21 protein-coding genes are annotated in these 26,621 nt (G+C 72.5%); 16 read left to right on the top strand and 5 right to left on the bottom strand.

The window, feature by feature from the left end; translation table 11 throughout:
* The first annotated feature begins 17 nt into the window (after positions 1-17).
* Complete coding sequence (locus ACWEOZ_RS15830) at positions 18-2,243, top strand: LLM class flavin-dependent oxidoreductase (RefSeq protein WP_451911396.1); 2,226 nt, start codon at positions 18-20, stop codon at positions 2,241-2,243.
* Positions 2,240-3,136: an LLM class flavin-dependent oxidoreductase gene (locus tag ACWEOZ_RS15825; RefSeq protein WP_451911395.1), complete on the top strand. Its 897-nt coding sequence runs from the start codon at positions 2,240-2,242 to the stop codon at positions 3,134-3,136. Before ACWEOZ_RS15830 ends, ACWEOZ_RS15825 begins: the two co-directional genes overlap by 4 nt.
* Here ACWEOZ_RS15825 and ACWEOZ_RS15820 read toward each other — a convergent pair.
* Entirely contained in the window at positions 3,133-3,558 is a 426-nt protein-coding gene (locus ACWEOZ_RS15820) for an NUDIX domain-containing protein (protein ID WP_451911394.1), read from the bottom strand. The genes ACWEOZ_RS15825 and ACWEOZ_RS15820 overlap by 4 nt on opposite strands.
* Positions 3,559-3,623: 65 nt before the next feature.
* Here ACWEOZ_RS15820 and ACWEOZ_RS15815 point away from each other — a divergent pair, with 65 nt between their 5' ends.
* From ACWEOZ_RS15815 to ACWEOZ_RS15760, 12 genes are all read left to right on the top strand, one after another.
* Positions 3,624-7,220 (top strand): DUF4132 domain-containing protein, encoded by a 3,597-nt coding sequence (locus ACWEOZ_RS15815; RefSeq protein ID WP_451911393.1) that lies wholly within the window; start codon positions 3,624-3,626, stop codon positions 7,218-7,220.
* 68 nt (positions 7,221-7,288) lie between these two features.
* On the top strand, positions 7,289-8,362 hold the full coding sequence (locus tag ACWEOZ_RS15810) for an ATP-binding protein (RefSeq protein WP_451911475.1): 1,074 nt from the start codon (positions 7,289-7,291) through the stop codon (positions 8,360-8,362).
* Between the two features lie 3 nt (positions 8,363-8,365).
* Complete coding sequence (locus ACWEOZ_RS15805) at positions 8,366-10,837, top strand: DUF5682 family protein (RefSeq protein ID WP_451911392.1); 2,472 nt, start codon at positions 8,366-8,368, stop codon at positions 10,835-10,837.
* A complete protein-coding gene (locus ACWEOZ_RS15800; protein WP_451911391.1) occupies positions 10,830-11,954 on the top strand; it encodes a VWA domain-containing protein in 1,125 nt (374 codons plus the stop codon). The genes ACWEOZ_RS15805 and ACWEOZ_RS15800 overlap by 8 nt, the downstream gene beginning before the upstream one ends.
* Positions 11,955-12,810: 856 nt before the next feature.
* The gene (locus ACWEOZ_RS15795; RefSeq protein WP_451911390.1) at positions 12,811-14,472 is read left to right on the top strand and encodes a GspMb/PilO family protein; all 1,662 of its coding nucleotides are present in this window, start codon (positions 12,811-12,813) and stop codon (positions 14,470-14,472) included.
* Positions 14,473-14,704: 232 nt separating this feature from the next.
* Positions 14,705-15,700: a zinc-binding alcohol dehydrogenase family protein gene (locus ACWEOZ_RS15790; protein ID WP_451911389.1), complete on the top strand. Its 996-nt coding sequence runs from the start codon at positions 14,705-14,707 to the stop codon at positions 15,698-15,700.
* Positions 15,701-15,817: 117 nt separating this feature from the next.
* On the top strand, positions 15,818-17,824 hold the full coding sequence (locus tag ACWEOZ_RS15785; RefSeq protein WP_451911388.1) for a glycosyl hydrolase family 28-related protein: 2,007 nt from the start codon (positions 15,818-15,820) through the stop codon (positions 17,822-17,824).
* A 249-nt stretch (positions 17,825-18,073) separates the two neighbouring features.
* Positions 18,074-18,418, top strand: coding sequence for an ArsR/SmtB family transcription factor (locus ACWEOZ_RS15780; protein WP_360833086.1), 345 nt, complete (start codon positions 18,074-18,076; stop codon positions 18,416-18,418).
* Complete coding sequence (locus tag ACWEOZ_RS15775; RefSeq protein WP_451911387.1) at positions 18,415-18,876, top strand: SRPBCC family protein; 462 nt, start codon at positions 18,415-18,417, stop codon at positions 18,874-18,876. The genes ACWEOZ_RS15780 and ACWEOZ_RS15775 overlap by 4 nt, the downstream gene beginning before the upstream one ends.
* Positions 18,869-19,297, top strand: a complete 429-nt coding sequence (locus ACWEOZ_RS15770; RefSeq protein WP_451911386.1) for a DUF6069 family protein — start codon at positions 18,869-18,871, stop codon at positions 19,295-19,297. The genes ACWEOZ_RS15775 and ACWEOZ_RS15770 overlap by 8 nt, the downstream gene beginning before the upstream one ends.
* Positions 19,298-19,575: 278 nt before the next feature.
* Positions 19,576-20,382, top strand: coding sequence for an MOSC domain-containing protein (locus ACWEOZ_RS15765; protein WP_451911385.1), 807 nt, complete (start codon positions 19,576-19,578; stop codon positions 20,380-20,382).
* Between the two features lie 16 nt (positions 20,383-20,398).
* A complete protein-coding gene (locus ACWEOZ_RS15760) occupies positions 20,399-21,556 on the top strand; it encodes a Gfo/Idh/MocA family protein (RefSeq protein ID WP_451911384.1) in 1,158 nt (385 codons plus the stop codon).
* On the opposite strand, the gene ACWEOZ_RS15755 is transcribed toward ACWEOZ_RS15760, so the two are convergent.
* Positions 21,553-22,233, bottom strand: a complete 681-nt coding sequence (locus ACWEOZ_RS15755) for a TetR/AcrR family transcriptional regulator (RefSeq protein ID WP_451911383.1) — start codon at positions 22,231-22,233, stop codon at positions 21,553-21,555. The two genes, ACWEOZ_RS15760 and ACWEOZ_RS15755, sit on opposite strands and share 4 nt — an antisense overlap.
* A 94-nt stretch (positions 22,234-22,327) precedes the next feature.
* On the opposite strand from ACWEOZ_RS15755, the gene ACWEOZ_RS15750 reads away from it, so the two are divergent.
* Positions 22,328-23,065, top strand: coding sequence for an SDR family oxidoreductase (locus ACWEOZ_RS15750; protein ID WP_451911382.1), 738 nt, complete (start codon positions 22,328-22,330; stop codon positions 23,063-23,065).
* Between the two features lie 49 nt (positions 23,066-23,114).
* On the opposite strand, the gene ACWEOZ_RS15745 is transcribed toward ACWEOZ_RS15750, so the two are convergent.
* The 3 genes from ACWEOZ_RS15745 to ACWEOZ_RS15735 all read right to left on the bottom strand — a co-directional run bounded on the left by ACWEOZ_RS15745 (position 23,115) and on the right by ACWEOZ_RS15735 (position 25,001).
* Positions 23,115-23,885: a hypothetical protein gene (locus ACWEOZ_RS15745; protein ID WP_451911381.1), complete on the bottom strand. Its 771-nt coding sequence runs from the start codon at positions 23,883-23,885 to the stop codon at positions 23,115-23,117.
* A 74-nt stretch (positions 23,886-23,959) separates the two neighbouring features.
* Positions 23,960-24,259, bottom strand: coding sequence for a hypothetical protein (locus ACWEOZ_RS15740; RefSeq protein WP_451911380.1), 300 nt, complete (start codon positions 24,257-24,259; stop codon positions 23,960-23,962).
* A 79-nt stretch (positions 24,260-24,338) separates the two neighbouring features.
* On the bottom strand, positions 24,339-25,001 hold the full coding sequence (locus ACWEOZ_RS15735) for a DUF305 domain-containing protein (RefSeq protein ID WP_451911379.1): 663 nt from the start codon (positions 24,999-25,001) through the stop codon (positions 24,339-24,341).
* A gap of 131 nt (positions 25,002-25,132) precedes the next feature.
* On the opposite strand from ACWEOZ_RS15735, the gene ACWEOZ_RS15730 reads away from it, so the two are divergent.
* Complete coding sequence (locus tag ACWEOZ_RS15730) at positions 25,133-26,575, top strand: LVIVD repeat-containing protein (RefSeq protein WP_451911378.1); 1,443 nt, start codon at positions 25,133-25,135, stop codon at positions 26,573-26,575.
* Positions 26,576-26,621 lie beyond the last annotated feature (46 nt).

Below are 26,621 nucleotides of genomic sequence, written 5' to 3'. Positions count from 1 at the left end.
GTGCTGAGGAGTAGGCGATGAACTACGGACACCCGCTGACGTTCGGCGCCCTCGTCCCGTCGTCGGCCGGGACCCCCGTGGAGGCGGCCGACCTGGCCCGTCACGCCGAGGAGCTCGGCTACGACCTGGTCACCGTCGAGGACCGCCCGGACGAGCCGCGGCTGCTCGACGCGTGGACCGTGCTGGGCTGGGTCGCCGGGCGTACCGGGCGGGTGCGGCTGGCACCGGCCGCCCTCACCGTCCCGCTGCGTGACCCCGCGGTGCTGGCCCGCGCCGCGGCGAGCCTGGACCTGCTCTCCGGCGGCCGGCTGGAGCTGGCACTCGGCGGGGGCGGCCAGCAGGACGCGATCGAAGCGATGGGTGGCCGCCGGACCGAGGCGGACCAGGCCGCCGCCGCGCTGGACGAGGCGATCGACATCGTCCGTGGCGTCCTGGACGCGGGCGAGCCGCGCCCGCTGCGGCACCTGGGCGCGCACTACCGCATCCCGCAGGCCCAGCGTGGTCCGCTGCCCGCCCACCGCATCCCGATCTGGCTCGACGGGGACCAGCCGGCGATGCTGCGGCTCGCCGGGCGCAAGGCGGACGGCTGGCCGGCCACCCTGACCGCGTTCCGGCCCGGCGAGTACGCCGCCGCCAACAAGATCATCGACGAGGCCGCCCTCGAAGCCGGGCGCGAGCCCGCCGAGATCCGCCGCCTGCTGCACATCACCGCCGACCACACCGTTCCGGAGCTGCTCGCGCTGGCGCTGGAGGACGGCGTCAGCACGTTCGTCGTCCGGGCCGACGACACCGCCACGCTGGACCGCTTCGCCCGCGAGGTGATGCCGGCGCTGCGCGAGGCCGTGGCCCGCGAGCTGCCGGCCGCGCCCACGGCCGTCTTCCGGCCCGCGGCGGTACGCGCCAAGCGCCGTCCCGGCATCGACTACGACAACGTGCCCCCGAGCCTGGCCGAGCGGGCCGTCGAGCCCGGCGACCTGGACTACGCCCGGGTGCGCTCGACGTACATGCGCGGCGGGGCTCCCGGTCTCGTCCTGCGGGCCCGCAGCACCGCCGAGGTGGTCGACGCCCTGGCCTTCGTCCGCGCCCATCCCGGCCTGCCCTTCTCGGTACGCAGCGCCGGGCACGGGATCAGCGGACGGTCCACCAACGACGGTGGCCTGGTGCTGAGCGTGGCCGCGATGAACACCGTCGAGGTGCTCGACGAGCAGCGCCGGCTGATCCGCGTGGGGCCGGGTGCCCGCTGGTCCGAGGTGGCCGACGGGCTGCGGCCGTACGGCTGGGCCCTGAGCTCCGGCGACTACGGCGGGGTCGGGGTCGGTGGCCTGGCCACCGCCGGTGGGGTCGGCTGGCTGGCCCGCAAGCACGGGCTGACCATCGACCACCTGCGTGCCGTGGAGATGGCGCTGGCCGACGGCTCGGTGGTCCGCGCCGCCGAGGACGAGAACCCGGCGCTGTTCTGGGCCGTCCGCGGGGCCGGGGCCAACTTCGGCGTGGTGACGTCGTTCGACTTCGAGGTGGACGAGGTCGGCGAGGTCGGCTGGGCGCAGTTCGTGGTGGGCGCGGACGATCCGGCGGACCTGCTGGTGCGCTGGGGTGCGGCGATCGAGGCCGCACCGCGCGACCTCAGCGGGCAGCTGATCATGGGCCGGCCGCGCCCGGGACAGCCGGGCGTCGCCCAGCTGATGGCCATGGTCGACAACGACGACCCGCAGACGATCATCGACCAGCTCACCCCGGTGGCCGGCGTGGGGCCGCTGTACCAGCAGAACGTGGTGCTGGCGCCGTACGCGGAGGTCCTCGCTCGGGCCGGGGACGGCTACCACCAGGCCGAGGGCGAACCGGTCTCGCGGTCCGGGCTGATCGAGCACCTCACGCCCGAGTTCGCGGCGGCCGCGGCCGCGCTGATCGCCAGCGGCGCGATCCACTGGTTCCAGATCCGCACGGTCGGCGGTGCGGTGGCCGACGTCCCGGCTGACGCCACCGCCTACGGCTACCGCTCGGCCAACTTCTCGGTGGTGGTCATGGGCTCCAGCCGGCGCCGGCTCGACCCGCTCTGGGACGCCCTCGCCGCCCACTTCGACGGCCTCTACCTGAGCTTCGAGAGCGACCAGCGCCCGGAACGCCTCGCCGACGCCTTCCCGCCGCGCACCCTGGAACGGTTGCGGGAGCTCAAGCGCCGCTACGACCCGCAGCACCTGTTCCGCGACAACTTCCCGATCCGGACGACCCTGGAGACCCGATGACCGACTACGGGCACAACCTGCTCTTCGGCACGTTCATCACGCCCACCGCGCAACCCGTGCACCAGGCGGCGGAACTCGCCGTCGTCTCGGACCGGGCCGGGCTGGACCTGGCCACTTTCCAGGACCACCCGTACCTGCCGCGCTTCCACGACACCTGGACGCTGCTGTCGTACGCGGCGGCCCGTACCGAGCGGATCCACCTCAGCGGCAACGTGCTCAACCTGCCGCTGCGCCCGCCGGCCGTGCTGGCCCGGGCGGCGGCGAGCCTCGACCTGCTCAGCGGCGGCCGGATCGAACTCGGCATCGGCGCCGGCGGCTTCTGGGACGCGATCGAGGCGATGGGCAGCCGCCGGCTGAGCCCGGGGGAGTCGGTGGCGGCGCTGGCCGAGGGCATCGAGATCATCCGGGAGATCTGGTCCGCGGACAAGGCCGGGCCGGTCAGGGTGGAAGGCGACTTCTACCGGGTCAGTGGGGCCAAGCGGGGACCCGCCCCGGCGCACGACATCAAGATCTGGGTAGGGGCGTACAAGCCGCGCATGCTGCGGCTGATCGGCCGGGCCGCGGACGGCGTCCTGCCGTCGTTGGGCTACCTGCCGAACGGCGCGGACGACCTGACAGCGATCAACCAGCACATTGACGAGGGCGCGCAGGCGGCCGGCCGCGATCCGCGGGCGGTCCGGCGGCTGCTCAACATCAGCGGCGAGTTCGCCCCGAACGGACGGGCCTTCCTGCAGGGCCCGGCCGAGCAGTGGGCCGGGGACCTGGCCGGGCTGACCCTGGAACACGGCGTCAGCGCGTTCATTCTGGCCGCCGACGACCCGGCGACGATCGAACGCTTCGCGGCCGAGGTGGCCCCGGCCACCCGGGAGCTGGTCGCGGCCGAACGCGGCTAACGCACCGGGTAGACGCGCCAGCCGTCGGGCGGGGGCAGGCCGCGCCAGACGGCGAGGATCATGGCCGACGGCGGGTAGAGCGGCTCGGGCAGCTCGTCGGGGGCGTACCAGCCCCAGTCGGTCATGACGTCCGGTTCGAGGGCCTGCGGCGGGGTGCCGGGCCACGGTGCCACGGCCGCCGCGGTCATCCCGCTGCCGGTGGTCTGCACGCCGATGGCGATGACTTGTGGCTGCGTACCCCCGATGCCGGCCTCCTCGGCCGCCTCCCGGGCCGCTGCCTGCTCAATGGTCTCGCCGCCCTCGACGTGACCGCCGGGCAGGCACCAGGTCGGCTCCTCGCCGGCCTTGATGCGGTGGCCGAGCAGCACCCGCCCCCGCGGATCCACCAAGATCAATCCAACTCCCACCACCGGTCTGCCCATCCGATGATTTTGTCGTACCGGATCGCTACCGTGCCTCGCACCGGTGCCGATGGAGGGTTTCGCACATGCGCAGTTTCGAGTTCGCCGACGGCACGTCGGCGAAGTTCTGGGAGATCGACCAGGCCGGCACCGAGGTGACGGTCCGCTGGAGGCGCGTCGGCACGGCGGGCCAGACCAAGGTCAAGACCTTCGCCACGGCGGCCGAGGCCGCGACCCACGAGGGCAAGCTGATCGCGGAGAAGCTCCGCAAGGGGTACGGCGAGACGGCCGCGACAACCGCACCGGCGTCCCCCTCCCGCACACCGGATCCCACGCCGCCCGCCCCTGCCGACGAGGACGCCTTCGTCTTCCCCGCCGCTTGGCACCGGCACCGCTACGCCCGCCGGGGCAGCGCGGGCCCCACGACCTTCGTGCCCGACCCGGGTGCGCGTGCGGTGACCGACGAGCTCATGACCCGCCGCCCCGGCGGAGTCCAGCAGGCGTTCCGGGCACCGGCCTCCGATCCGGCCGTCGCCCGGGCCGGCATGGACTGGCTCGAGGGCGATCCGCAGGCCACCGCGCTCGGAGCAGCTGCCGTGGCCGCCGCCGCAACCCTGAGCAACTGGGACGTCCACGAGAAGTTCGTCGCCTTCGCCGACCTCTGGATCGCCGAGCGGGGGCTGCGCTTCGCCGCCGTGGCCGCGGTCGAGCTGATGACCCTCAAGCTTGACGACGGTCTCCCGCCCGGCCCGCGCGTCCACACCGGCCAGCAGTTCGGCGTCCGCGTGCTGCGCCCCGGCGAGGAGCGTCGCGGCTGGCACAGCGATCCGGCGTTGATGACCGTGCTGCGCGTCCGCGCGGCGCTCGCGGCGGCCTCCGACGAGGAGTGTGCCGCGGTGATCGAGGCCGTGACGCCGTACCGCGCGGCCGGGGCCTATGCCCGGGTGGCGACGTCGGTGCTGGTGCCGGCTCGGCTGGAGTGGGTCGCCGAGGACGTCGACACCGCGATCACCGACGCGGACAGCTGTCGGGCCGCGGCCCTGCTCAGCGCGGTCAGCTCGGAGAAGCAGGCGACCGCCCTCGCGGCGATCGTCAGCCCCTATTCCGTCGGTTCGTCCCTGCCCATGCTGGCCACAGTCATCGACGGTGTCGGCGTCGGTGCGGGACCGGCCCTGTTCCACTGGTTCGACACCATCGACTTCGCGGAAGCGCAGCGGCGCCTCGTGACCGTGCTCGCCGTGCTGCCGAGCGACGAGGTGATGCGCGGGCTGATCGACCGGATCGACGCCAAGTACGTGGCGCCGGCCCTGCTCGAGGCGGCCGACCGCAGTCCCGCGCGGGCCCTGCGGATGCTCGCCGAGAGCGCCACCAAGCCCACCGTGGCCCAGCTGCTGCGCGCCCACGTCCTCGCCCACCCCGGCGTCGTCGAGCCGGTCCTGCCGCTGCTCAGCGCCCCGGCCCGGCAACGCGTGGAGGCGATCCGCGAGCAGGCGGCGGCGGTCGTGCCGGCAGCACTGTCAGCCGTCCCGCCGCTGCTGCTCGACCCGCCGTGGCGGCAGCCGCGACGAGCCGCCAAGCCGGTGGTGATCACCGGCCTGGCCGGCGCCGACGCACCCTCGATCAGCTGGCTCCAGGACGAGCGGGAGAGCTGGCGGCAGACCCGCTACGAGATGTATGCCGACGGCAGCGGCGACTGGCAGGGCAAGGCCCAGCGGATCGCGGCCGGCACCAGCCGCTGGTCCGAGCCGGCCGAGTTCTTCGTCGCCGCGCCTGAGGAGTTCGCCCGCCCGCTGCTGGCGACGTGGCGGGTGCGCGAGACCTGGCAGGCCGCCCTGTGGATGCGGATCGTCGTCGCCCGGTTCGAGCTCGACGCCCTGCCGGCGGCCCTGGATCTGGCCCGGCGCAGCCCCGCGGAGGCCGCCGGTCTGCTGCTGCCCTTCGCCGCTCCGGAGATTGCGGTCCTGATGGCCGACGCGTACGCACGGCTCAAGAGTGTCCGCGAGACCGCCCTCACCTGGCTGCGCCGGCACCCCGAGGCAGCCGCCCGGGCGCTGGTGCCGGCGGCGCTCGACAAGCCCGGTGTCCCACGCCGCCAGGCCGAGGAGGCGCTGCTCGCCTTGCACGCCAACGGATACACCGAGGTGGTGCGCTCGGCCGCCCACAGCTACGGCGAGGCGGCGGCCGCGGCCATCCGGACGCTGCTGGAGACCGATCCGCTGTCCGTGCTGCCGGCCAAACTCCCGGCCGTGCCCGCCTGGGCCGTTCCCGGACTGCTGCCCCCGGTGCGGTTGCGGGACGGCGCCGGCGCCCTGCCCGCCGAGGCGGTCACCAACCTGGTGATGGTGCTCGCGCTGGGCCGGGCCGGCACGCCGTACGCCGGGGTCGACGTCGTCCGGCAGGCGTGCGAGCCGGCCGACCTCGCCGAGTTCGCCTGGGGGCTCTTCCAGCGCTGGCAGACCTCCGGCGCCAACAGCAAGGAGGGCTGGGTCCTCGACACCCTGGGCGTGGTCGGCGACGACGAAACCGTCCGCCGGCTGACCCCGGTGATCCTGGCCTGGCCCGGCGAGGGCGGCCACGCGCGGGCGGTCACCGGCGTGCAGGTGCTGGCCCGGATCGGCACCGACGTCGCCCTCATGCACCTGCACGGCATCGCGCAGCGGGCGAAGTTCAAGGGGCTCAAGGCGGCCGCGGGCCAGAAGATGGCGGAGGTCGCCGCCGGGCTGGGGCTCAGCGCCGACCAGCTCGCCGACCGGCTGGTGCCCCGCTTCGGGCTCGACGACGCCGGCAGCATGGTGCTCGACTACGGCCCCCGCCAGTTCACCGTCGGCTTCGACGAGCAGCTCCGCCCGTACGTGGCCGACACCACCGGCAAGCACCTCAAGGCCCTGCCCAAGCCTGGCGCTCGCGACGACGCCGAGCTCGCACCCCTGGCCCACCAGCGGTTCACCGCGCTGAAGAAGGACGTCCGCACGGTCGCCGCCGACCAGATCCGCCGCCTCGAACGAGCGATGGTCACCGGCCGCCGCTGGACCGGCGCCGAGTTCCGCCGGCTGTTCGTCGCGCACCCCCTGCTCTGGCACATCGTCCGGCGCCTGGTCTGGGCGGTCTACGACGAGAGCGGCAAACCGACCGGGGCGATCCGGGTGGCCGAGGACAGGAGCTTCTCGGACGTGCACGACGACGAGGTGTCGCTGGCCGACGACGCGTCGGTCGGGGTCGCCCACCCGCTGCATCTGGGCGACCACCTGGCCGACTGGGTCGAGGTCTTCGCCGACTACGAGATCCTGCAGCCGTTCGCGCAGCTCAGCCGCGAGACGTTCAGCCTGACCGCGGAGGAGGCGGCGAGCGGCCGGCTGACCCGTTTCGAGGGACACACCGTGCCGACCGGACGGGTGATCGGCCTCGAACGCAAGGGCTGGCGGCGCGAGACCCCGCAGGACGCGGGTGTGCAGGGCCGCATCGAGCTGGCCGTGGGACCGGGCCAGGAGGTCGTCATCGACCTGGACCCGGGCGTCGCGATCGGCGCGCTGGACATCTTCCCGGAGCAGACCCTGCAGGCGATCTTCGTGTCCGACGGCACGGGCGGGCGCTGGAACACCACGCCGGGCCAGGTCCCGCTGGGCCGGCTGGACCCGGTCATCGCCTCCGAAATCATCCGCGACCTGACGGAGCTGACCGCATGACCCCCACTCATCCCACCGCCGGGCTCGGTCCGGAGTCTGTTGTGGAGGTTTCCGAGCCCGCCGGTCAGGTGCAGCGACCGCCGGCCGAGGTGCGTTACTCCGATGAGCTGACCCGGTTGCGGGCGGCCGACACCGCCGAGCGCCCGCCCGGGTGGGTGCTCAGCGTGCAGGCCGCCCGGCGGTTCGTCGTCGGGGACAGCAAGCTGGGCATCAGCCGCAAGTTCGTCGGCGACCCCTCGCTGATCGAACGGGCCCTGATCACGCTGGCCACCAGCCGCGGACTGATGCTGGTCGGCGAGCCCGGCACGGCGAAGTCCCTGCTGTCCGAGCTGCTCGCGGCCGCGGTCAGCGGCGACTCCACCCTGACCATCCAGGGCGGCGCCGCCACCACCGAGGACCAGATCCGCTACTCGTGGAACTACGCCCTGCTCGTCGCCGACGGGCCGTCGCCGCGTTCGCTGGTGCCCGCGCCGCTGTTGCGCGGCATGGCCGAGGGGCGCACCGTCCGGTTCGAGGAGATCACCCGCTGTCCGCTGGAGGTCCAGGACTGCCTGCTCTCCCCGCTGTCCGACCGGGTGCTGGCGATCCCGGAGCTGACCGGCCCGGAGTCGATGGTCTTCGCCCGCGACGGCTTCAGCATCATCGCCACGGCGAACACCCGCGACCGCGGCGTCAACGACATGAGCTCCGCGCTGAAGCGGCGCTTCAACTTCGAGACGGTCTTCCCGATCGCCGACTTCGGCACCGAGCTGGCCCTGGTCGAGGCCGAGGCGTCGGCCCTGCTGCGGCGTTCCGGAGTCACCGCCGAGCCCCGGCGCGACGTCCTCGAGGTGCTGGTCACCACCTTCCGGGAGCTGCGCACCGGGGAGACCGCCCGCGGCGACTCGATGGACCGGCTGTCGGCGGTCATGAGCACCGCCGAGGCGGTCTCCGTGGCCCACGCGGTCGGATTGCGGGGCTGGTTCCTGCGCGGTGAGCCCGGCACTGCCGAGGACCTGGTGTCCTGCCTCGCCGGCACCGCGGCCAAGGACAACCCGGAGGATCTGGCGAAGTTGCGGCGCTACCTGGCCCAGCAGGTCACCTGGCGCAGCGGCGAGCAGTGGCAGGCCCTGCACAACGCCCGTCACCTGCTGCCGGGCTGAGCCGTGACGGTCACGTTCATCGGGGTCCGCCACCACAGCCCGGCGTGCGCCCGGCTCGTCGCCACCACGATCGAGGAGCTGCGGCCCGCGTACGTGCTGATCGAGGGGCCGGCGGACCTCAACGAGCGGATCGGGGAGCTGCTGCTCGGTCACGAGCTGCCGGTCGCCGTGTTCAGCAGCTACCGCGACGGCGAGCGGCGACACGGGTCGTGGGCGCCGTTCTGCGCTTACTCGCCGGAATGGGTGGCGCTCACCCACGGCCGGGCGGTCGGGGCCGAGCTGAAGTTCATCGACCTGCCCGCCTGGCATCCCGCCTTCGCCGGGCGCAGCAACCGCTATGCGGACGCCGAGCTGCGCTACGCCGACGTGATGCAGCGGCTGTGCGGCAGCTTCGGCGTCGACAACGTGGACGTGCTGTGGGACCACCTCTTCGAGATCGCCGCCGACGACGATCTGGCGGAGCGGCTCGCGGTCTACTTCGATCTCGTACGCGGTGAGTCGGCGGCCGGCGAGTCGGACACCGCACGCGAGGCGTACATGGCGCAGTGGGTACGAGCCGCGGCTGCCGAGGCGGGGGATCGGCCGGTCGTGGTGGTGACCGGCGGGTTCCACCGGCCCGCATTGGTGTCCGCGCTCGCGAGTGACCCGTCGGCTGCGGGGTGGCCCGAGGTGCCTGTGCTGCCGCCGGACGCGGTCGGCGGGAGTTTCCTGGTGCCGTACTCGTTCCGCCGCCTGGACGCCTTCGACGGCTACCAGAGCGGGATGCCGTCTCCCGGCTACTACCAGGAGCTGTGGGAATCGGGGCCGGAGGCAGCGGCACGACACCTCACCGAGTCGGTGGCGGGACGGCTCCGCGAACGCAAACAGCCGGTGTCCACCGCGGACCTCATCGCGGCCCGGGTCACCGCGGAGGGGCTGGCCACCGTACGGGGGCATCGGCATCCGGCCCGGACCGATGTGCTGGACGGGCTGGCGTCCGCGCTGGTGAACGAGGCGCTGGACGTACCCCTGCCGTGGGCGGCCCGGGGCACCCTCCGGACCGGCAGCCATCCGGTCGTGGTCGAGATGGTCGCCGCGCTCAGCGGCACCCGCGTCGGCCGCCTGCACCCCGGCACGCCCGCGCCGCCGCTGGTGCACCACGTCAACGCGGAGCTCGAACGCCTCGGCCTGGACGGAAGTGACGACCTCGACCTGGACCTGACCGTCGCCGCGGACCGGGACCGCAGCCAGGTCCTGCACCGGGTCCGCGTGCTGGCCGTGCCAGGATTCCGCCGGGACTCGGGACCGTCGACGGGCCTCGACCCGATCCTCAACGAACACTGGACGCTGCGGCCGGGCCCGGAACGGCTCACCGCGTTCATCGAGGCCGGCGCGTACGGTGCGACCCTGGCCGACGCGTGCGCGGCGGTCCTGGCCGAGCGCGCCGCTCAGGCCGGCCGCGACGTGGACCTGCTCGCGGCCGTCCTGTTCGACGCGGCTCTGTCCGGCACAGCGGATGTGTCCGAGCAGGCGCTGGCCGCCATCGAGAGCACGGTCGCGGCGGCGGCCGACCTGGGCTCACTCGGCCGGATGCTCGCGGTCGTCCTCACCATGTGGCGGCACGACCGCATCCTGGGGACGGCGCACAGTGCGACGCTCGCGGTGGTCATCGTCGCGTCGGTGCGTCGCATCCTGTGGCTGGCCGAGGGCGTGCACGGCCGGTCCGCGGCCGCTGACCTGGGGCGGATCGGGGCGCTGGCCGCCTGCCGCGACGCCCTGCGGTACGCCCGCCCGAAGCTGGACCTGGATCTGACGGGAGCGCTGGAGGTGGCGGCGCGCGTCGCGGCCGATGCGGAGGCGCCGCCTGATCTGCGCGGTGCCGCTTTCGGGCTGCGCTGGGCCCTGCAACCAGCCTCGGCTGATGGCGCGCGCGAGGAGTCCGCGGGTGTTCCGGTTGGGCCGGCGCCTCTGGGCGTTCCGCCCGCGGGTGATCCGCTGACGCCTGTGCCCGCGGGTGTTCCGCCTACGTCGACGCCAGCCGATGGCCCGCTCGGCCCGGCGCCTTCGGGCGTTCCGCTCACGTCGGCGCGGCCGGAGTCCCAGGTCGGGAAGCTTGACCCTGAGCGCGCGGTGCGCGGCGCTTTCCATCCCGAGTCGGCGGGGGACTGGCTGGCCGGTCTGTTCGCGCTCGCGCGGGAGGAAGTGCTGCACACCCCCGCGGTGATCGGCCTGCTCGACGAGCTGCTGTCTGCGATGGCCGCGGACGAGTTCCTCGTCGCGGTGCCGGGACTGCGGCAGGCGTTCGAGTTCTTCCCGCCGCGCGAGCGGGAGATCATCGCCGGGCGGCTGCTGGAACGCCGTGGCCTCGCCGGCACCGGGCGCAGCCTGTTGCGCGGCGTCACCGATCCGGAGCTGGTCGCCGCCGGGATGGTGCTGGACGACCGGGTCGACGACGTACTGCGCCGCGAGGGACTGACGGGTGGAGACCATGACTGATCCGGATCTCGAACGCTGGCGGCTGGTCCTCGGTGCCCCGGCGGCCAAGCTGGGACCGCTCGGAGCGGACGGTCTCGCCCGCGACGCGGCGCTGGATTGGCTCTACGGCCGCGACGGCGAACTCGAGAAACGCGACGTCCGGCGCAGCCAGGGCCGGGCCGGCGGCGACGGACCCCCTGCGCTGACCACTGTGGACTGGCTCAACGACATCAACCGGCTCTTCCCCCGCGAGACGGTCGAACGCCTGCAGCGCGACGCGATCGAACGCTACGAGATCACCGACATCGTCACGGATCCGGCTGTGCTGGAACGGATCGACCCGAACCAGGCGCTGCTCAAAGCGGTCCTGCAGACCAAGCACCTGATGAACCCCGAGGTGCTGCGGCTGGCCCGCCGCATCGTCGAAGCCGTCGTCCGAGATCTGATGGCGAGGATGGCCACCGAGGTGCGGGCGGCGTTCACCGGCACCCGGGCCCGGCGGCCGAGCCGGTGGAAGCAGGCCCGCGACTTCGACATGAGGCGAACGATCCGCGCCAACCTCGGCCACTACCGCCCGGACGAGCGCCGGCTGTACATCGAGACGCCGCACTTCTTCTCCCGTACCCGCAAGCACGTCGAGCAGTGGCAGGTGATCCTGCTCGTCGACCAGTCCGGCTCGATGGTCGACTCGGTCATCCACTCCGCGGTGACGGCGGCCTGCCTGTGGGGACTGCCGGGCGTACGGACGCACCTGGTCGCGTTCGACACCGATGTGGTCGACCTGACCAGCGAGGTCGACGACCCGGTGGAGCTGCTGATGAAGGTCCAGCTCGGCGGCGGCACCGACATCGGCCGGGCGGTCCGCTACGGAGCGGGCCTGATCGACCAGCCCCGCCGGGCCATCGTCGTCCTGATCACCGATTTCTACGAGGGCGGTTCGCCGGCGCTGCTGATCCGTACGGTCCGGGAGCTCGTCGAGCAGGGCACCAAGGTCCTCGGCCTGGCCGCCCTGGACCAGGACGCGAACCCCAGCTACGACCGCGAGACAGCCCAGCAACTGGCCGACGTGGGAGCCTCCGTGGGCGCGATGACTCCGGGCCAGCTGGCGACCTTCGTCGCCGAACAGGTGGGCCGATGAGCGCCGGCACAGGCTCGGAAAGCGCAGGCGGAGGTCGGAGGGCGACATGAGGGCGGACCTGCGGGCGCTGACGCCCGCGACGCTGGCGGAGCTGACAAACCGAGGCCTGGTGAAACGGGCAGCGCGCGAGATCGAGCGCTCCGCCCCGGCCATCACCGAGGACGGCGAAGCGACAGTCCACGCCACCTACGACGACGGCGTGACCACGGCATTACCGACCGGCGGCCTCGAACAGGGACGATGCAGCTGCGGCGCGCCGGGCGTGTGCCGGCACATCGTCGGCCTGGTCCTCGCCTACCTCGACCACATCGACGAAACCGGTCAGCCGGCCGCCGCCCCTCCGGAGGCCCCACCCCCGCTGGCCGTCGGGCAGTTGGATGCCGGGGCGGTCCCGGCCACCGGCCATCCGGCTGTCCCGGCGGTGCCGCTCGCCGGCGACCCGGCTGTGTCGCCCGCCGGCCAACCGGCTGTCCCGGCGGTGCTGCCTGTCGGCCAACCGGATCTCTCGGCGGTCTCGCCTACCGATGAGGCGGGTCCGACAGCGGCGCCGGCCGTCGGCCACCCGGCGGTGTCGCCTGCCGGCCAAGCGAATCTCTCGGCGGTCTCGCCTACCGATGAGGCGGGTCCGACAGTGCCGCCGGCCGTCGGCCACCCGGCGGTGTCGCCTGCCGGCCAACTCAATCACTCGGCGGTGTCGCCAACTGATGAGGCGGGTCCGACAGCGGCGCTGGCCGTCGGGCACCCGGACCTAGCGGCCGTGCCGACCGGCGAGCATCGGGACCCCTCAGTCGGGCCATCCTCCAGCCCCGATCCCGGCCACACCGCGGAATTGCCCATCCCATCCAGGGACTCCGCGATGACCACGACTGCCCACATCGGATGGTCGCCGGGCGACTTCACCGACGACCAGCTCGTGGCCCGGATCGGCGCGCGCATGATGGCCGCCGCGCGCCGGATCCTGCGCACGGGATATGTCGCCCGTGTGCACAGAGCGCGCCCCGGGGACCCGGTGCCCAGTGTCGAACTGCCCACCGCAACCGTGCGTTTCCTCGTACCCGGCGATCTGGGTTTCGCCCGGACCGACGCGGTCGCCGGAGCGCGCGATGACGTCCTGGCCCTGGCCGTCTGGGCGTTCCGCGAAGCGGACGCGTCCTCCGAAGCCGGAGCCGACCTGCAGGTGCAGGTAGGCGGCACCGCGGCCGCCACCGGCGGTCCGGCCCTGGACGCGGCCGTGGCTCTCACCAGCGTGGTCCTCCGCGAGGGCGCCGTCCACGTCGGCGCCGGAATCACGGCGGAGGTCACCGCGGTCCGCCGCGCCCTGGAAGCCGCCCGGATGCGATGGCCGCTTCTGGCCGTCGATGATCTCGTCGCTCAGCTGGAGGCCTACCGCGACCGCAGCGCCCGCTACCGGCCGGAGGCCCTGGCCGAGCACGTCGGCGAACTGCATGCCCGCCGGCGTGCGGTGACCGGCACCGGCGGACACCGGGCGCTGCGGTCTCGGGTGCTCGGGACCGACGAGGCTTCCGAGACCCCGCTGCGCCGCGCCCGGCTCGACGGGCTCGGGGCGCGGGTGTCCGCAGCCGGTGACGAGCGAACGGTTGAGATCTTCCTCGCCCACGCCGACAGCGCCACCGTGCTCGTGTTGCGTCGCACCTACGAGACCGGTGGCAGCGGGCCCGAGCTCGCCGGCCGGCGGGTGGCCGGGGTCAGCATCGGTGCGCTGGCCGGTGGCGCCGTCGTCACCGAGTCCGCCGCCCGCAGTGCGAGCCGGGCTGTCCGGCTCGGCACCCGGCGGTTGAGCCGCACGGAGGCGATGACGTCGCGGGGTTCCTGGCAGGATCTGCCGCGGGCGCTGATCGCGGACGACCTGGCCGCCCTTTCCGGCGAGCTCGATGCGCTGCCGCCCCGCCCGGTCCGGGCCCGGGTCGAGGCGGAGCTGGTACGCGTCATCCCGGTCGCCGAGGTCCACGCGGTCAGCTACGCACCCGGTGCCCAGCGCCTCGACGCCGTCATCGCCGACGCCGCCGGAGCCACCGCCGTGGTGTCCGCCACCCACGCGGCCTGCGCTCCGGGCCGGCTCGACAGCATGGCCGCCGCCCTGCGTGGGGAGCTGCGGTACGTCGCCGGCAGTGTCCGCCGCGCCGGCGGTGGCGTGGTGATCGACCCGATCGGCTTCGCTCTCGACGGCTCCGTGGTGGTTCCCGACCTCGCCGAGGCTGCGCGCGGGGCCGATCCCGACGACGTTCCGCCTCTGGCCACGGACCCGATCGGGCTGGCCTTGGACGAGGCCGCAGCGCTGCTCGCCGAGCTGGCACATGTCGGTCTCCAGCATGCGCCCGCCACCATGCCCGGGCGACTGCGCGCAGCAGCGGGACGGTTGCGCAAGGCCGGGCTGCGCCGGGTCGCGGAGACCGTCGAAGCCCTGGCCGGCCGGCTCGGCCCGGACCCCGGCGACGCGGCCGTCGCGGCCTGGGTCGACGCCCACCTCCGAGTCAACCTGGCGGCCGACATGCGGTGACCCGGGCCCGATGCCCATCTCCGGGTCGACCTGGCGGCCGGAATGAGGGTGAGCCGAGCGGGTCGACCTGACGGCCGGAATGTGGTGAGCCGGGCCCGATGCCAACCGGGTCGGACAGGCGGCCGACATGCGGTGAGCTGGGCCCGATGCCCATCTCCGGGTCGGCCTGGCGGCTGACATGTGTGCGCAAGGCCACCACGCCTTCCCCGCCCACCCGGGCTACATTGCTTCCATGGAATCTAATTCTATGGAAGCGATCGTGCTCGACGCACCAGGCCCACCCGAAGCCCTGCACATCCGTGAGCTGCCCATCCCGGTGCCGCAGCCCGGCCAGGTGCTGATCCAGGTCAAGGCGTTCGGGCTGAACCGTTCCGAGCTGCACACCCGGCTCGGCCTGGCCGAGGGCGTCACCTTCCCGCGGGTGCCGGGCATCGAGGCCACCGGCGTGGTCGCCGCCGCGCCCGGTGGGGAGTTCGCCGTCGGGCAGCAGGTCGTCGCGATGATGGGCGGGATGGGCCGCACCTTCGACGGCGGCTACGCCCAGTTCACCTGCGTCCCGGCGACCCAGGTGATCGCGTTCCGCAGCGACCTGGACTGGGCCACGCTCGGCGCGGTGCCGGAGATGCTGCAGACCGCGTACGGCGCGCTGACCGAAGGCCTCGACGCCCAGCCCGGCCAGTCGCTGCTCGTCCGGGGTGGCACCTCGTCCGTGGGTATGGCGGCCGCGATCCTCGCCAAGCGCCGCGGTCTGACCGTGCTCTCCACCACTCGCAACCCCGCCAAGGCGGGCGCGTTGCGGGCCATCGGGGTCGACCACGTGCTCATCGACGACGGAGACGTGGCCGCCCAGGTGCGCGCGATCCTGCCGGACGGGGTGGACAACGCCCTCGAGTTGGTCGGCACGCCGACGCTGCCCGACACGTTGCGGTCCGCCGGCCGGTTCGGGGTCGTCTGCATGGCCGGGATGCTGTCCAACGAGTGGATCGTGCCCGACTTCTATCCCATCGGGTACATCCCCCGGGGCGTCCGGCTGACCGGCTACGGCGGCGACGCCGACGATCTGCCGCCGGCCGTTCTTCAGGACTTCCTCGACGCAGTCGCCGCGGGTGAGGCCGTCGTGCCGCTCGACCGCACCTACCGCTTCGACCAGATCGTCCAGGCGCACGCGGACATGGAGGCGGGCCTCGCCGTCGGCAAGTTCGTGGTGCTGCCGACCGAGCCGGCCTGAAAGAAGCGAGCAGAAGTACGAAATTAGTCGACAGGCTCTTGTGGAGTTCGTCACAGCCGACCTAAGGTCAGGTCGCTCCCGAGATGAACGAGCTCCCCGAGAGAAATGAGCTCCTCGATGTCTGTGAACGTGAGGTGGCCCGTCCTGGCTACCGCCTCAGTGGTCGGGCTGGGACTGGTGTTCGGCGCGGGCGTCCCGGCAGGCGCCGCCCCGGCCGCCGCCGTCGTGACCCGCGCCGGCCTCGATCCCGCCCTCGTCGCCGGCCGCGGCGCGACAGTGGACTTCGCCGAGCAGGAGGCGGAGAACGCCACCTTCACCGGCTCCCGGATCGGCCCCGACCGGGCTGCCTACACCGTGGCCGGTGAGGCCTCCGGGCGTACGGCGGTCAAGCTCACCCCGGGGCAGCACGTCGAGTTCGTCCTGCCCGCCGCGGCCAACGCGATCACGGTGCGCTACAGCATTCCCGACGCTCCCACCGGCGGCGGGATCACGGCACCCCTGCAGGTCGCGGTCAACGGCAAGCGGGCCGGCACGATGACGCTGACCTCGCAGTACGCGTACCTCTACAACCAGTACCCGTTCAGTAACGACCCGACCGCGGACCTGTTGCACCCCGACTGGTGGATCACCGAGTGCGGCTGCGTACCGTCGGCCACCTCGCCCACGCCGCAGGTCGACAAGCCGTTCCGGCCGATGCACTTCTTCGACGAGCAGCGGATGCTGCTCGGCCGCACCTACCGGGCGGGTGACCGGATCCGGCTCACCGCCTCGGCCGGCGCCGCGTGGACGGTCATCGACCTGCTCGACTCGCAGCTGGTCGCCCGTCCGCACGTCGACCTGGTCGCGGCGAACGTGCTGCTCTTCGGGGCCGACCCGACCGGCCGGCGGGACTCCGCGGCCGCGTTCGACAAGGCGATCGCCTTCGCCAAGCGGGCCCGGCTCAAGGTGTACGTACCGCCGGGCACGTTCCAGGTGAACCGGCACATCATCGTCGACGACGTGACGATCGAGGGTGCCGGTAGCTGGCACACGATCATCAAGGGCAAGCAGGTCACACTGGCCGAGCCCGCCCCGGACGGCTCAGTGCACACCGGCGTCGGCTTCTACGGCAAGGACGCCGCCGACGGTGGCAGCCGCAACGTGCACCTCAGGGGTTTCACGATCGAGGGTGACGTCCGCGAACGCATCGACACCGACCAGGTGAACGGCGTCGGCGGGGCGCTCAGCGACTCCAGCATCGAGGGCCTGTTCATCCGGCACACCAAGGTCGGCATGTGGTTCGACGGCCCGATGCGCAACCTGCGGGTCGCCGACAACGTGATCGTCGACCAGATCGCCGACGCGCTCAACTTCCACACCGGTGTCACGAATTCGGTGGTGCGCAACAACTTCATCCGCAACACCGGCGACGACGGCCTGGCCATGTGGTCGGAGAAGACGGCCGACGCGGGCAACACCTTCGACCACAACACCGTGCAGACGCCGACGCTGGCCAACGGCATCGCCATCTACGGCGGCACCGACAACACCGTGTCGAACAACCTGGTCGCCGACCCGATCCGCGAGGGCAGCGGCATCCACGTGGGCTCCCGGTTCGGCGCCGAGCCGTTCGCCGGCGAGCTGACGATCAAGAACAACACCGTGGTACGCGCGGGCACGTTCGAACTCAACTGGAAGATCGGCCTCGGCGCGATCTGGTTCTACGCCCTCGACAGGAGCATCGACGCCCGCATCCGGGTGACCGGCGACCACTACCTGGACAGCACCTACAACGCGATCATGCTGGTCAGCGACTGGGGCGTGAAGGACCTCTACTCGATCAACGGGGTCGCCTTCCAGGACATCCGGGTCGACGGCACCGGCACCTCGGTGCTCAGTGCCCGGGTGGCCGGCTCAGCTTCCTTCGCCAACGTCGACGCCCGCAACGTCGGTGCCGTCGGTATCAACAACTGCGGCTCGTTCGGTTTCAAGCCGACTGGCTCGGAGTTCACCGTGACGGACCTCGGCGGCAACGACGGCGGCGGCACGACCGGCCCGTGGCTGGCGCCCTGGGAGCTGCCGAACACGATCACCTGTGACGACCGTCCGCCGGTCGTAGCGCCGCCGGCCCCCACCGCCTGGTGAGGACGGACTGAGCAGAGGGCGGGCGGCCACGGGGGTCGCCCGCCCTCAGCGTACGAACAGATTCGCGCCGAGGGTGCACAGCACCGACAGCAGAATCGACCCCAGGACCATGAACAGGCAGCCCATCCCGCCACCGAGCGGTCGCACTTCCACGTTTCCGAATCGCATGGTCGCCGGGTACCCGCGCCGACGGCAGCCAATCCCTCAGCCTTGTTGAACTAACTGGTTCAGTGTCATATGGTGAACCACATGGTTCAGCAAGAGGTTCTCGACCGGGTGTTCGCGTCGCTCGCCGATCAGCAGCGCCGCCGGATCCTGGTCCGGCTCGGTGAAGGCCCCGCGACCATCGGCGAGCTGGCCGAGCCGGTCGGGATGAGCCTGACCGGCATGAAGAAGCACGTCCAGGTGCTTGAAGACGCGGGCCTCGTCGTCACGGAGAAGGTCGGGCGGTCGCGGCAGTGCCGCCTGGGCCCGGCTCCGCTGGACGACGCCATGGCGTGGATCGCCTTCTACCAGCGGCTCTGGGCCCGCAAGCTCGACGGCCTCGACGCCTACTTCACCCTTCGCAACGGCACGGAAGGAAACGCATCGTGACCCTCGACCTGCGCATGACCCGGCGGCTCCCGGCCCCACCGGCCGAGGTCTTCGACGCCTACACCGATGCGGAGCAGCAGAAGGTCTGGTTCAGCATCCTCGACGAGCAGCCCGGCATCGTCGAGATCGAGGTGGACCTGCGGGTCGGCGGTCAGCAGACCGCCGTGTGGGGCCCGGACCGCGACTCCCTGTTCCGGGAGACGCAGACCTTCGTGGAGATCGACCGGCCGCACCGCCTGGTCACCGAGTCCACCGGCACCGGCCCGGACGGCATGACGATGACCACCCGGATCGAGGTCACCTTCGAGGCGGCGGGCGACGGCACCCTGATGACCGTCGTGCAGAGCGGCTTCCCGGTGCCCGAGGTCCGCGACTTCTTCGTCAGCGAGGTGTGGGTGGGAGCCTTCGACCGCATCGAGGCGTTCCTGCTCCGCGGCACGGAGCCGGCGGATGCGTAGCCGGGTGCAGGTCATCGCGGCCGCCGTCGGGGCGGCAGTGCTGATCAATCTGATCCTGTACGGCATCGGCCGGGTAGTCGGCGGCACTTTCCGCTTCACCGCGCCTACCGGCCCGGCGGTCGTCGACGGCGTCACCGTGGCGGCCTTCAGCGCCCTGCCACTGCTGGCCGGGCTCGTGGCGGTCGCGTTGCTGTCCCGCTTCGGCGCGTGGGTGGTCCGCACCGCGTTGATCGTCGGCCCGCTGCTGGCTGTCGCCACGATCGTCGCCATGACGCTGCCCACGAACCTCGACGCCACCAGCAAGGTGACTCTCGCCCTCTGCCACCTGGTCCTCGTGCCGATCATCATCGTCGCCGTCCGGTTGCTCGGCCGAAGAGCGGAAGTCGCGGGACAGGTCGACGTCGTCACCGGGCCAGCCTAAGGAGAAAGCGGAGGCGCCGGGTCGGCCTGTGGATGAAGCGAGGCGCCGGGTCGGCCTGTGGATAAGGCGGAGGTGCCAGGCCAGCCCGAGGACAATGTGGAGGTGCCGGGCCGGGCAGACATCGTTACCGGGCCAGTCCCAGGAGAAGGGGAGACGGCGAGCCGGCCCGAGGCGAAAGGGGGACGGCGAGCCGGTCCGTGGAGACAGGGGAGACGGCGAGCCGGCCCGTGGAGAAAGGGAAGCGGCGAGCCGGCGTGCGGGACAAATAGGATCGTGGGATGCCGAAAATCGTCGCGCTCCGGCGCTATCCCCTGAAGAGTGCGCTGGGGGAGGCCCTCGACGCGGCCGACGTCGACCGCACCGGCCTGTCCGGCGACCGGATCTGGGCCTGCGTCGATGGCGAGGACGGCATGGTCGGCAGCGCCAAGCACCCGAGGCGCTGGGGCCGGCTCCTCGACGTCGGCACGTCCCTGCACGAGGATGAACTGACCTTGCGGGTCGGCGGCTCCGCCGTAAGAGCGGGCAGCGCTGAGGCCGACGCGGCCCTGACCGCCCATCTGGGCCGGCCGGTACGGCTCAGCCGGACCGCGCCGGCCGATCCGCGCCTGCACCGGGTGCTGCCCGACGACGCCGGCATGGTCCCGGAGTGGATGGCGGGCAGTCTGCCCGGGGAGGAGACCGTCAGCCCGGTCGGCGGCGTGGAACGGCTCGGCCGGTTCGCCGACTTCGGCGCGCTGCACATCGTGACCACGGGTGAACTGGGCCGGCTGGGTGAGCGCAGCGGTGGCGCTCCGATGTCCGCGGCCCGGTTCCGCCCGAACGTGATCCTCGACCTGCCGCAGGACCCGGAGCCCGGCACCGAGCTGCGGCTGGGCGACGTGGTGCTGCGGGTCGACCTGCCCACCCCGCGTTGCGTGATTCCCGGTCTGGGGCAGGGTGAGCTGCCGGCCGACAAGTCCGTGCTGAGCGCGCTGGCCCGGCAATACCGCATCGAGGTCCCCGGCCTCGGCCGCGCCGCCTGCTTCGGCACCTACGCCGACGTCGTCCAGCCGGGCCGGCTGGAAGTCGGTCAGGTTCTGCGCTAGGAGGCAGACTGGCCGGATGAGTCGAGAAGCCCTCGGGGTCGCCGTCGCCGGTTTCGGCTGGATGGGCCGGGTGCACACCCAGTCCTACCTGCGGGTCCCGCACCACTTCCCGCAGCTCGGGGTCCGCCCGGAGCTGGTCGCGGTCGCCGACGAGGTGCCCGGCCGGGCCGCCGGGGCGGCTGAACAGTACGGCTTCGCCGGAGTCACCCTCGACTGGCGGGAGCTGGCCACCGACCCGCGGGTCCGGGCCGTGAGCATCACCGCGCCGAACTTCCTGCACCGCGAGCTGGGAGTGGCGCTGGCCCGGGCCGGCAAGCACATCTGGATCGAGAAGCCGGTCGGCCTCGACGCCGCGGACGCGCAGGCCGTCGCCGATGCGGTGCGCGAGGCCGGCGTCCAGGGGGCCGTCGGCTTCAACTACCGCAACGCCCCGGCCGTGGCGGCCGCCCGTGACCTGATCGCCGCCGGTGAGCTGGGCACGGTGACGCACGCGCGGTTCCGGCTGTTCAGCGACTACGCCGCCCACCCCGAGGGGGCGCTGAGCTGGCGTTTCGAGCGGGCCCGGGGTGGCAGCGGGGTGCTCGGCGACCTGGCCGCGCACGGTGTCGACCTGGTGCGGCACCTGCTCGGTGACATCGACGCGCTGGTCGCCGACACCGCGACGTTCGTGACCGAGCGGGCCCGGCCGACCGGTGCCACCGCGGGGCACACCCGGGCCAGTGGTGGCGAGCTGGGCCCGGTGGAGAACGAGGACTACGTCTCCAGTCAGCTGCGGCTCGCCTCGGGGGCCCGCGTGGTGCTGGAGGCCAGCCGGATCGCGGTGGGGCAGCAGAACAACTACGGCTTCGAGGTGCACGGCACGCGCGGCTCGGTGGCCTGGGACTTCCGCCGGATGGGCGAGCTGAGCGTCAGCACCGGCGACGGCTACCAGGACCTGCCGGTCCGGACCGTCTACGTCGGACCGGAGGCGGGGGAGTATGCGGCGTTCCAGCCGGGCGCCGGCATCGCGATGGGCTACGACGACCTGAAGGTCATCGAGGCCTACCGCTTCCTGCGGTCGATCGCCGAGGACAAGCCGTACGGCGCGACCCTCGACGACGCCGTGCACAGTGCGCTGGCGCTGGATGCGATGGCCCAGTCGGTGGACAGCGGCGCGTGGGTGCGCCTGCGTTAGCCGGTGATGCGGCCCAGCCACTCGTCGAGCAGGGCCCGCTCGGCGCCGGACAGCTCGGTGACCTGCGGCAATGCGGCGCGCAAAGCGACGGCGTGGCCGGTCAGGCCGTTGGGGCCGGTCGCGGGGGAGTCCGTCGTCACGGTGGCGATGACCGATTCCCGGGCCAGCGTGGACAGAGCCGGGTCGCGGTCCTCCGGGAGCATGCTGATGAGCTGGAAAGTCATGCCCGCGCCGGCCGAGTGGATCAGGTACGCGGCGCGTTCCTCGCTCACCCGCAGGCGGCCGGCCTCCGCGATGCGGCGTACCTGGCCGGCGAGGATCACCGCGGCCTCGCGCGCGGCCGGTGACTGCACGCCGGGCCGCGGCTCGCCGTAGATGAGCGCGTAGTACGCCGGATTCTCCACCCCGAACGCCACGTGCAGGTCCCAGCCCCGGCGCAGGTCCTCGACCGGGTCGTCGCCGGGCTCCAGGGCGGCCTTGCTGCGCAGATAGGTGGCGAAGCCGTGGCTCGCGACCGCGTCCAGCAGGCCTTGCTTGTCACCGAAGCTGCGGTAGATGGTGGGTGCCTGGACGCCGGCGGCCGCGCTGACCGCACGGGTCGACACGGCCTCCCGGCCGCCCTCGGTGAGCAGGGCAGCAGCTGCCTGGATGATCCGTTCGCGGGTGGTCGGCGCCATGTAACGACGATAACACTCAACTGTTAGCACCTTGCCGTTAGCGATGATAACGTGGTTACGTTATCGATGTCATCACGCCTATGAAGGAGTCCCCATGACCGGCAACCAGAACCGCGTCGCGATCGTCACCGGCGGATCCCGCGGCATCGGCCGCGCGGCCGCCGAGCGCCTCGCCGCCGACGGGCAGAGCGTCGTCATCGTCTACGCGGGAAACCAAAGCGAGGCCGAGAAGGCGGTGGCGGCCATCGAGGCCGCCGGCGGCTCCGCGGTCGCGGTCCAGGCCGACGTGGCCGACGAGACCGCCGTCCGGGCGGCCTTCGACCTGGCCGAGCAGCGGTACGGCGGCATCGACGTGGTCGTCAACGCGGCCGGCATCATGCTGCTCGCGCCCGTCGCCGAGCTGAGCCTCGACGAGCTCGACCGGATGCACCGCACCAACATCCGCGGCACCTTCGTCATGGCCCAGGAGGCCGTCCGCCGGATCCGGGCCGGCGGCGCGATCATCAACTTCTCCACCTCGGTGACCCGGCTCCACCTGCCGACCTACGCGGCGTACGCGGCCAGCAAGGCGGCCGTGGAGGCGATCAGCCCGATCCTGGCCAAGGAGCTGCACGGCCGCGACATCACCGTCAACGCCGTGGCGCCCGGCCCGACCGCGACCGCGCTGTTCCTGGACGGCAAGGACGAGGCGACGATCGAGCGGATGGCCAAGATGAACCCGATGGAGCGGCTCGGCCGGCCGGAGGACATCGCCGAGGTGATCTCGTCGCTGGCCGGCCCGGCCCGGTGGATCAACGGCCAGACGATCTACGTCAACGGTGGCGTGGCCTGACGGCACCGCCGGGACCCGCGACGCCGCGCAGACCTCAGCTCGACGCCGCTCAGGCGGCGGCCGGGACGCGGCGGGCGCTGCGGGCCGGGAGGGCGTTCTCCGGGAGGACGGCTCGAGCGGCCTCGGCCAGCGCCTCCGCGTTGGCCACCTCCTGGCGCAGGCTGCGTACGGCGGCGGTCGCGATGTCCGAGGCCTGCCAGGCGGCCTGCTCGGCGTCCAGCGCGTCCTGGTAGGCACTGAAGCGGTGGGTGACGGCGGCCCGGGCCAGGAACAGCTCCTGCTCGACCGGGTGCAGGGCCGGGTCCCAGCCGTTGCGGTGGGTCAGCGCGTCCAGCAGCTGGGTGTCGGAGAGATCGCCCCGGCGGTAGGCGGCCTGGGCCGAGCGGCGCAGGGCCTGGGCCCGGTCCGCGCGCTCCTCGTCGGTGATCGGGCTCTGCGGCACCCCGTACGCGGCGGCGCGGCGAGCCCGGGCCAGGGACGCGTCCGCCCGCTGGTACGCCTGCCAGGCGCCTTCGACGGCCGCCTGCGCCCGCTGGCACTCCTCGCGGCGGCGCTCGGCGGTGTGGGCCGCGCCCCGGGCAGCCACAGTGATCTCGTCGGCGTACCGGATCGCCTCGGCCGCCTCCGTGGCCCGGCGCTCGGCCTCGGCGCGCTTCTGCTCCGCGTTGGCGGCCAGCCAGGCGGAGATCTGCCGGGGGCGGTGCACGCCGCGCGGCAGGGCCAGCGCGAAGAGCGCGACCAGGGCCAGCAGGATCAGGGTGAGCCAGATGGCGGCCATCCGGCCGCTGTTGCCGACGAAGATTTCTACAGCGAAGTCCATGATCTATCCCTTGTCCACCGCGAGAGGCCAGTAATCGAGCACCCTCGAACCGAGCCGAGGGCGTGACGAGACGTTCAGGCGGTGTGCGGGGGACCCCGCGGCGCGGTGGCAGCGGTGCTGACCTGGTCGGTCAGGAGGGGAGCGGCGAGCCGGACGGGCCCGGCCGGTGCCGTGGCGGCGGCCGGCGGGTCGGTGACGATCTCCTCGGGCAGCGGCGCGGGCGCCGGAGCGGCCGGGGCGGCTGCCGCGGCGGCCATGACGGGCGCCGGCAGGGGATCGGTGACCGGGCCGGCTGCGGTCGGGGCCCCGAGCAGCGCGGCCAGGAACAGGGAGACGACGAGTGGCAGCCGCGCACGGCGAAGCACACTCCTCATATCCACACCGGACAACCTATCGGTGAACCGGGACGGAACGCATCTCCCGAGCTCGATCAGGTGACCGACGCAACAAGGATCAGAGCTGCTCCAGCCGCCGGATCTCGCTGCCCTGCTCGACGGCCATCTCGTTGGCCGTCTCGCGCAGCACCTCGTCGCTGCCGCCGCCCAGCACGTCGCCGGCCATCTGGATCGCGCCCTTGTGGTGCGCGGTCATCATCGCGACGAACTTGCGGTCGAAGTCGGCGCCGCGGGCCGCGCCGAGCGCCGCCAGGTCGGCCGGGGACTGCATGCCCGGCATGGTGCTGTGGTCGTGCCCCGGGTCGGTCGCGGGCAGCTTGCGGTCCTGCAGCCAGCGCTTGAGCCAGGTGATCTCCGGGCCCTGGGCGGCGCTGATCCGGGCGGCCAGCGCGCGCAGCCCGGTGCCACCGGCCCGCTCCGGGGCGAGGTCGGCCATCTCGATCGCCTGGGTGTGGTGCACGATCATCATCTGCACGAAGGCGACATCGATCGTGTTGTACGTCGAGCCGTCGGGTGCGCGTACCTGATCGGAGTCACTCACCCGGGCCGACTCGCCGGGCTTGCCGGGCAGCACGACGCGGACCGGCGGCGCGGAGCTCGCGGCGGGACGCGGCGCGGCAGCCGAACGGTCGTCGCCCGCCTGCGCGACCAGCGCTGTCCCGCCGGCCGCCAGCACCACGGCTGCCGCACTGACCAGCGTGAATGTCCTTTGCCGAGTCATCAGGTCCTCTCGCCCGGATAACAATGTCCCCCGCGTGCCGCTTCTGGCCACTACTGTAGCGACGAAGGTGAATGCGCACCGACCGTGACTACATCCTGCCCCTCGGTGCGCCAGCAGCCGGAAGGAGCTCCATGAAGCACTCTGCCTCACGAGGGCGGCAGCTCAAGCGCCTGGCGTGCGTCAGCACGGCAGCGGTCCTCATCGGACTGTTGTCGGCGCCGTCGAGCGGCGCCGCACAGGCCCCCGCACTCGATCCCGGCACCCCGCCCGGTGTCGACGAGGTCGCCAGCACCCCCAACCTCAACCAGGTCGCCAACCTGCCGAAGACGGGCCCGTTCGCCACCTCGACCAACTCCGACCTCGCCTTCCAGGACGATTACGCATACGCCGGTAACTACAACGGCTTCACGGTCTACGACATCAAGGACCCGGAGGAGCCCGCGGTCGCCGCGCAGGTGCTCTGCCCCGGCTCGCAGAACGACGTCTCGGTCAAGGGGAACCTGCTGTTCCTCGGCACCGACTCGCAGCGGACGAACGACTCCTGCGACAACACCGGCTCCACCACCGCCGCCCCCGGCGAGCGGTGGGAAGGCATCAAGATCTTCGACATCAGCGACCCGCTGTCGCCCAAGTACCTGAAGTCGGTCAAGACCGACTGCGGCTCGCACACCCAGACGATGATTCCGGGCAAGCGCGGCGACAACTCGATCTACCTGTACGTGTCGTCGTACAACCTGGCCGGCACGGACCAGCCGAACTGCCCGCTGCCGCACGACAAGATCTCGGTCGTGCGCGTGCCGGTGCAGAACCCGACCGCGGCCGCCGTGGTGGCGACCCCGGTGCTGTTCCCGGACGGCGGCTACCCGGGTGGCACCGAGGGCCAGTCCCCGACGACCGGTTGCCACGACATCACCGCGTACCCGGAGAAGGACATCGCGGCCGGTGCGTGCATGGGTGACGGCGTGTTGTTCGACATCTCCGTGCGCAGCGCGCCGAAGGTGATCACCAGCGTGCGGGACACCGTGAACTTCGCGTTCTGGCACTCGGCCACCTTCAACAACAGCGCCACCAAGGTCGTCTTCACCGACGAGCTCGGCGGTGGCGGCGCGGCCACCTGCAACCCGGAGATCGGCCCGAACCGGGGCGCCGACGCGGTCTACGACATCGTCGGCAAGGGCAAGAACCGCAAGCTGGAGTTCCGCAGCTACTTCAAGATCCCGCGGACCAACACCGAGAACGAGAACTGCGTGGCCCACAACGGCTCGCTGATCCCGGTCCCGGGCCGCGACATCATGGTGCAGGCGTGGTACCAGGGCGGCGTCTCGGTCTGGGACTTCACCAACTCCCGCAAGCCCAAGGAGATCGCGTACTGGGAGCGGGGCCCGCTCTCGGCCGACAGCTTCGTGCTGGGCGGCTCGTGGTCCGCGTACTGGTACAACGGCTACGTCTTCTCGAACGACATCGTCAAGGGCCTCGACGTCCTCAAGCTCAAGGACCCGCGGACCAACCCGGCCCGCCGGTTCCTGACGGACGAGTTCAACGCGCAGTCCCAGGACAACTTCCGTAACTGGTAGGTCCCGGATCAATGTGGGCCCGGTCTCTTCGTGAGACCGGGCCCGT

This window comes from Actinoplanes sp. NPDC004185, assembly GCF_053603475.1.
Note: the sequence above shows the minus strand (reverse complement) of the source record. Positions and strands in the feature narration are given on the sequence as shown.

Excerpts from the sequence above, each read along its gene's own strand:
- ACWEOZ_RS15730 (WP_451911378.1), top strand. The coding sequence starts at position 25,133 with ATGAAGCACTCTGCCTCACGAGGGCGGCAGCTCAAGCGCCTGGCGTGC.
- ACWEOZ_RS15795 (WP_451911390.1), top strand. The coding sequence starts at position 12,811 with ATGACCACGACTGCCCACATCGGATGGTCGCCGGGCGACTTCACCGAC.
- ACWEOZ_RS15740 (WP_451911380.1), bottom strand. The coding sequence starts at position 24,259 with ATGAGGAGTGTGCTTCGCCGTGCGCGGCTGCCACTCGTCGTCTCCCTG.
- ACWEOZ_RS15800 (WP_451911391.1), top strand. The coding sequence starts at position 10,830 with ATGACTGATCCGGATCTCGAACGCTGGCGGCTGGTCCTCGGTGCCCCG.
- ACWEOZ_RS15830 (WP_451911396.1), top strand. The coding sequence starts at position 18 with ATGAACTACGGACACCCGCTGACGTTCGGCGCCCTCGTCCCGTCGTCG.
- ACWEOZ_RS15750 (WP_451911382.1), top strand. The coding sequence starts at position 22,328 with ATGACCGGCAACCAGAACCGCGTCGCGATCGTCACCGGCGGATCCCGC.
- ACWEOZ_RS15735 (WP_451911379.1), bottom strand. The coding sequence starts at position 25,001 with ATGACTCGGCAAAGGACATTCACGCTGGTCAGTGCGGCAGCCGTGGTG.
- ACWEOZ_RS15825 (WP_451911395.1), top strand. The coding sequence starts at position 2,240 with ATGACCGACTACGGGCACAACCTGCTCTTCGGCACGTTCATCACGCCC.
- ACWEOZ_RS15785 (WP_451911388.1), top strand. The coding sequence starts at position 15,818 with ATGTCTGTGAACGTGAGGTGGCCCGTCCTGGCTACCGCCTCAGTGGTC.
- ACWEOZ_RS15815 (WP_451911393.1), top strand. The coding sequence starts at position 3,624 with ATGCGCAGTTTCGAGTTCGCCGACGGCACGTCGGCGAAGTTCTGGGAG.
- ACWEOZ_RS15755 (WP_451911383.1), bottom strand. The coding sequence starts at position 22,233 with ATGGCGCCGACCACCCGCGAACGGATCATCCAGGCAGCTGCTGCCCTG.
- ACWEOZ_RS15780 (WP_360833086.1), top strand. The coding sequence starts at position 18,074 with ATGGTTCAGCAAGAGGTTCTCGACCGGGTGTTCGCGTCGCTCGCCGAT.
- ACWEOZ_RS15820 (WP_451911394.1), bottom strand. The coding sequence starts at position 3,558 with ATGGGCAGACCGGTGGTGGGAGTTGGATTGATCTTGGTGGATCCGCGG.
- ACWEOZ_RS15770 (WP_451911386.1), top strand. The coding sequence starts at position 18,869 with ATGCGTAGCCGGGTGCAGGTCATCGCGGCCGCCGTCGGGGCGGCAGTG.
- ACWEOZ_RS15745 (WP_451911381.1), bottom strand. The coding sequence starts at position 23,885 with ATGGACTTCGCTGTAGAAATCTTCGTCGGCAACAGCGGCCGGATGGCC.
- ACWEOZ_RS15790 (WP_451911389.1), top strand. The coding sequence starts at position 14,705 with ATGGAATCTAATTCTATGGAAGCGATCGTGCTCGACGCACCAGGCCCA.
- ACWEOZ_RS15765 (WP_451911385.1), top strand. The coding sequence starts at position 19,576 with ATGCCGAAAATCGTCGCGCTCCGGCGCTATCCCCTGAAGAGTGCGCTG.
- ACWEOZ_RS15760 (WP_451911384.1), top strand. The coding sequence starts at position 20,399 with ATGAGTCGAGAAGCCCTCGGGGTCGCCGTCGCCGGTTTCGGCTGGATG.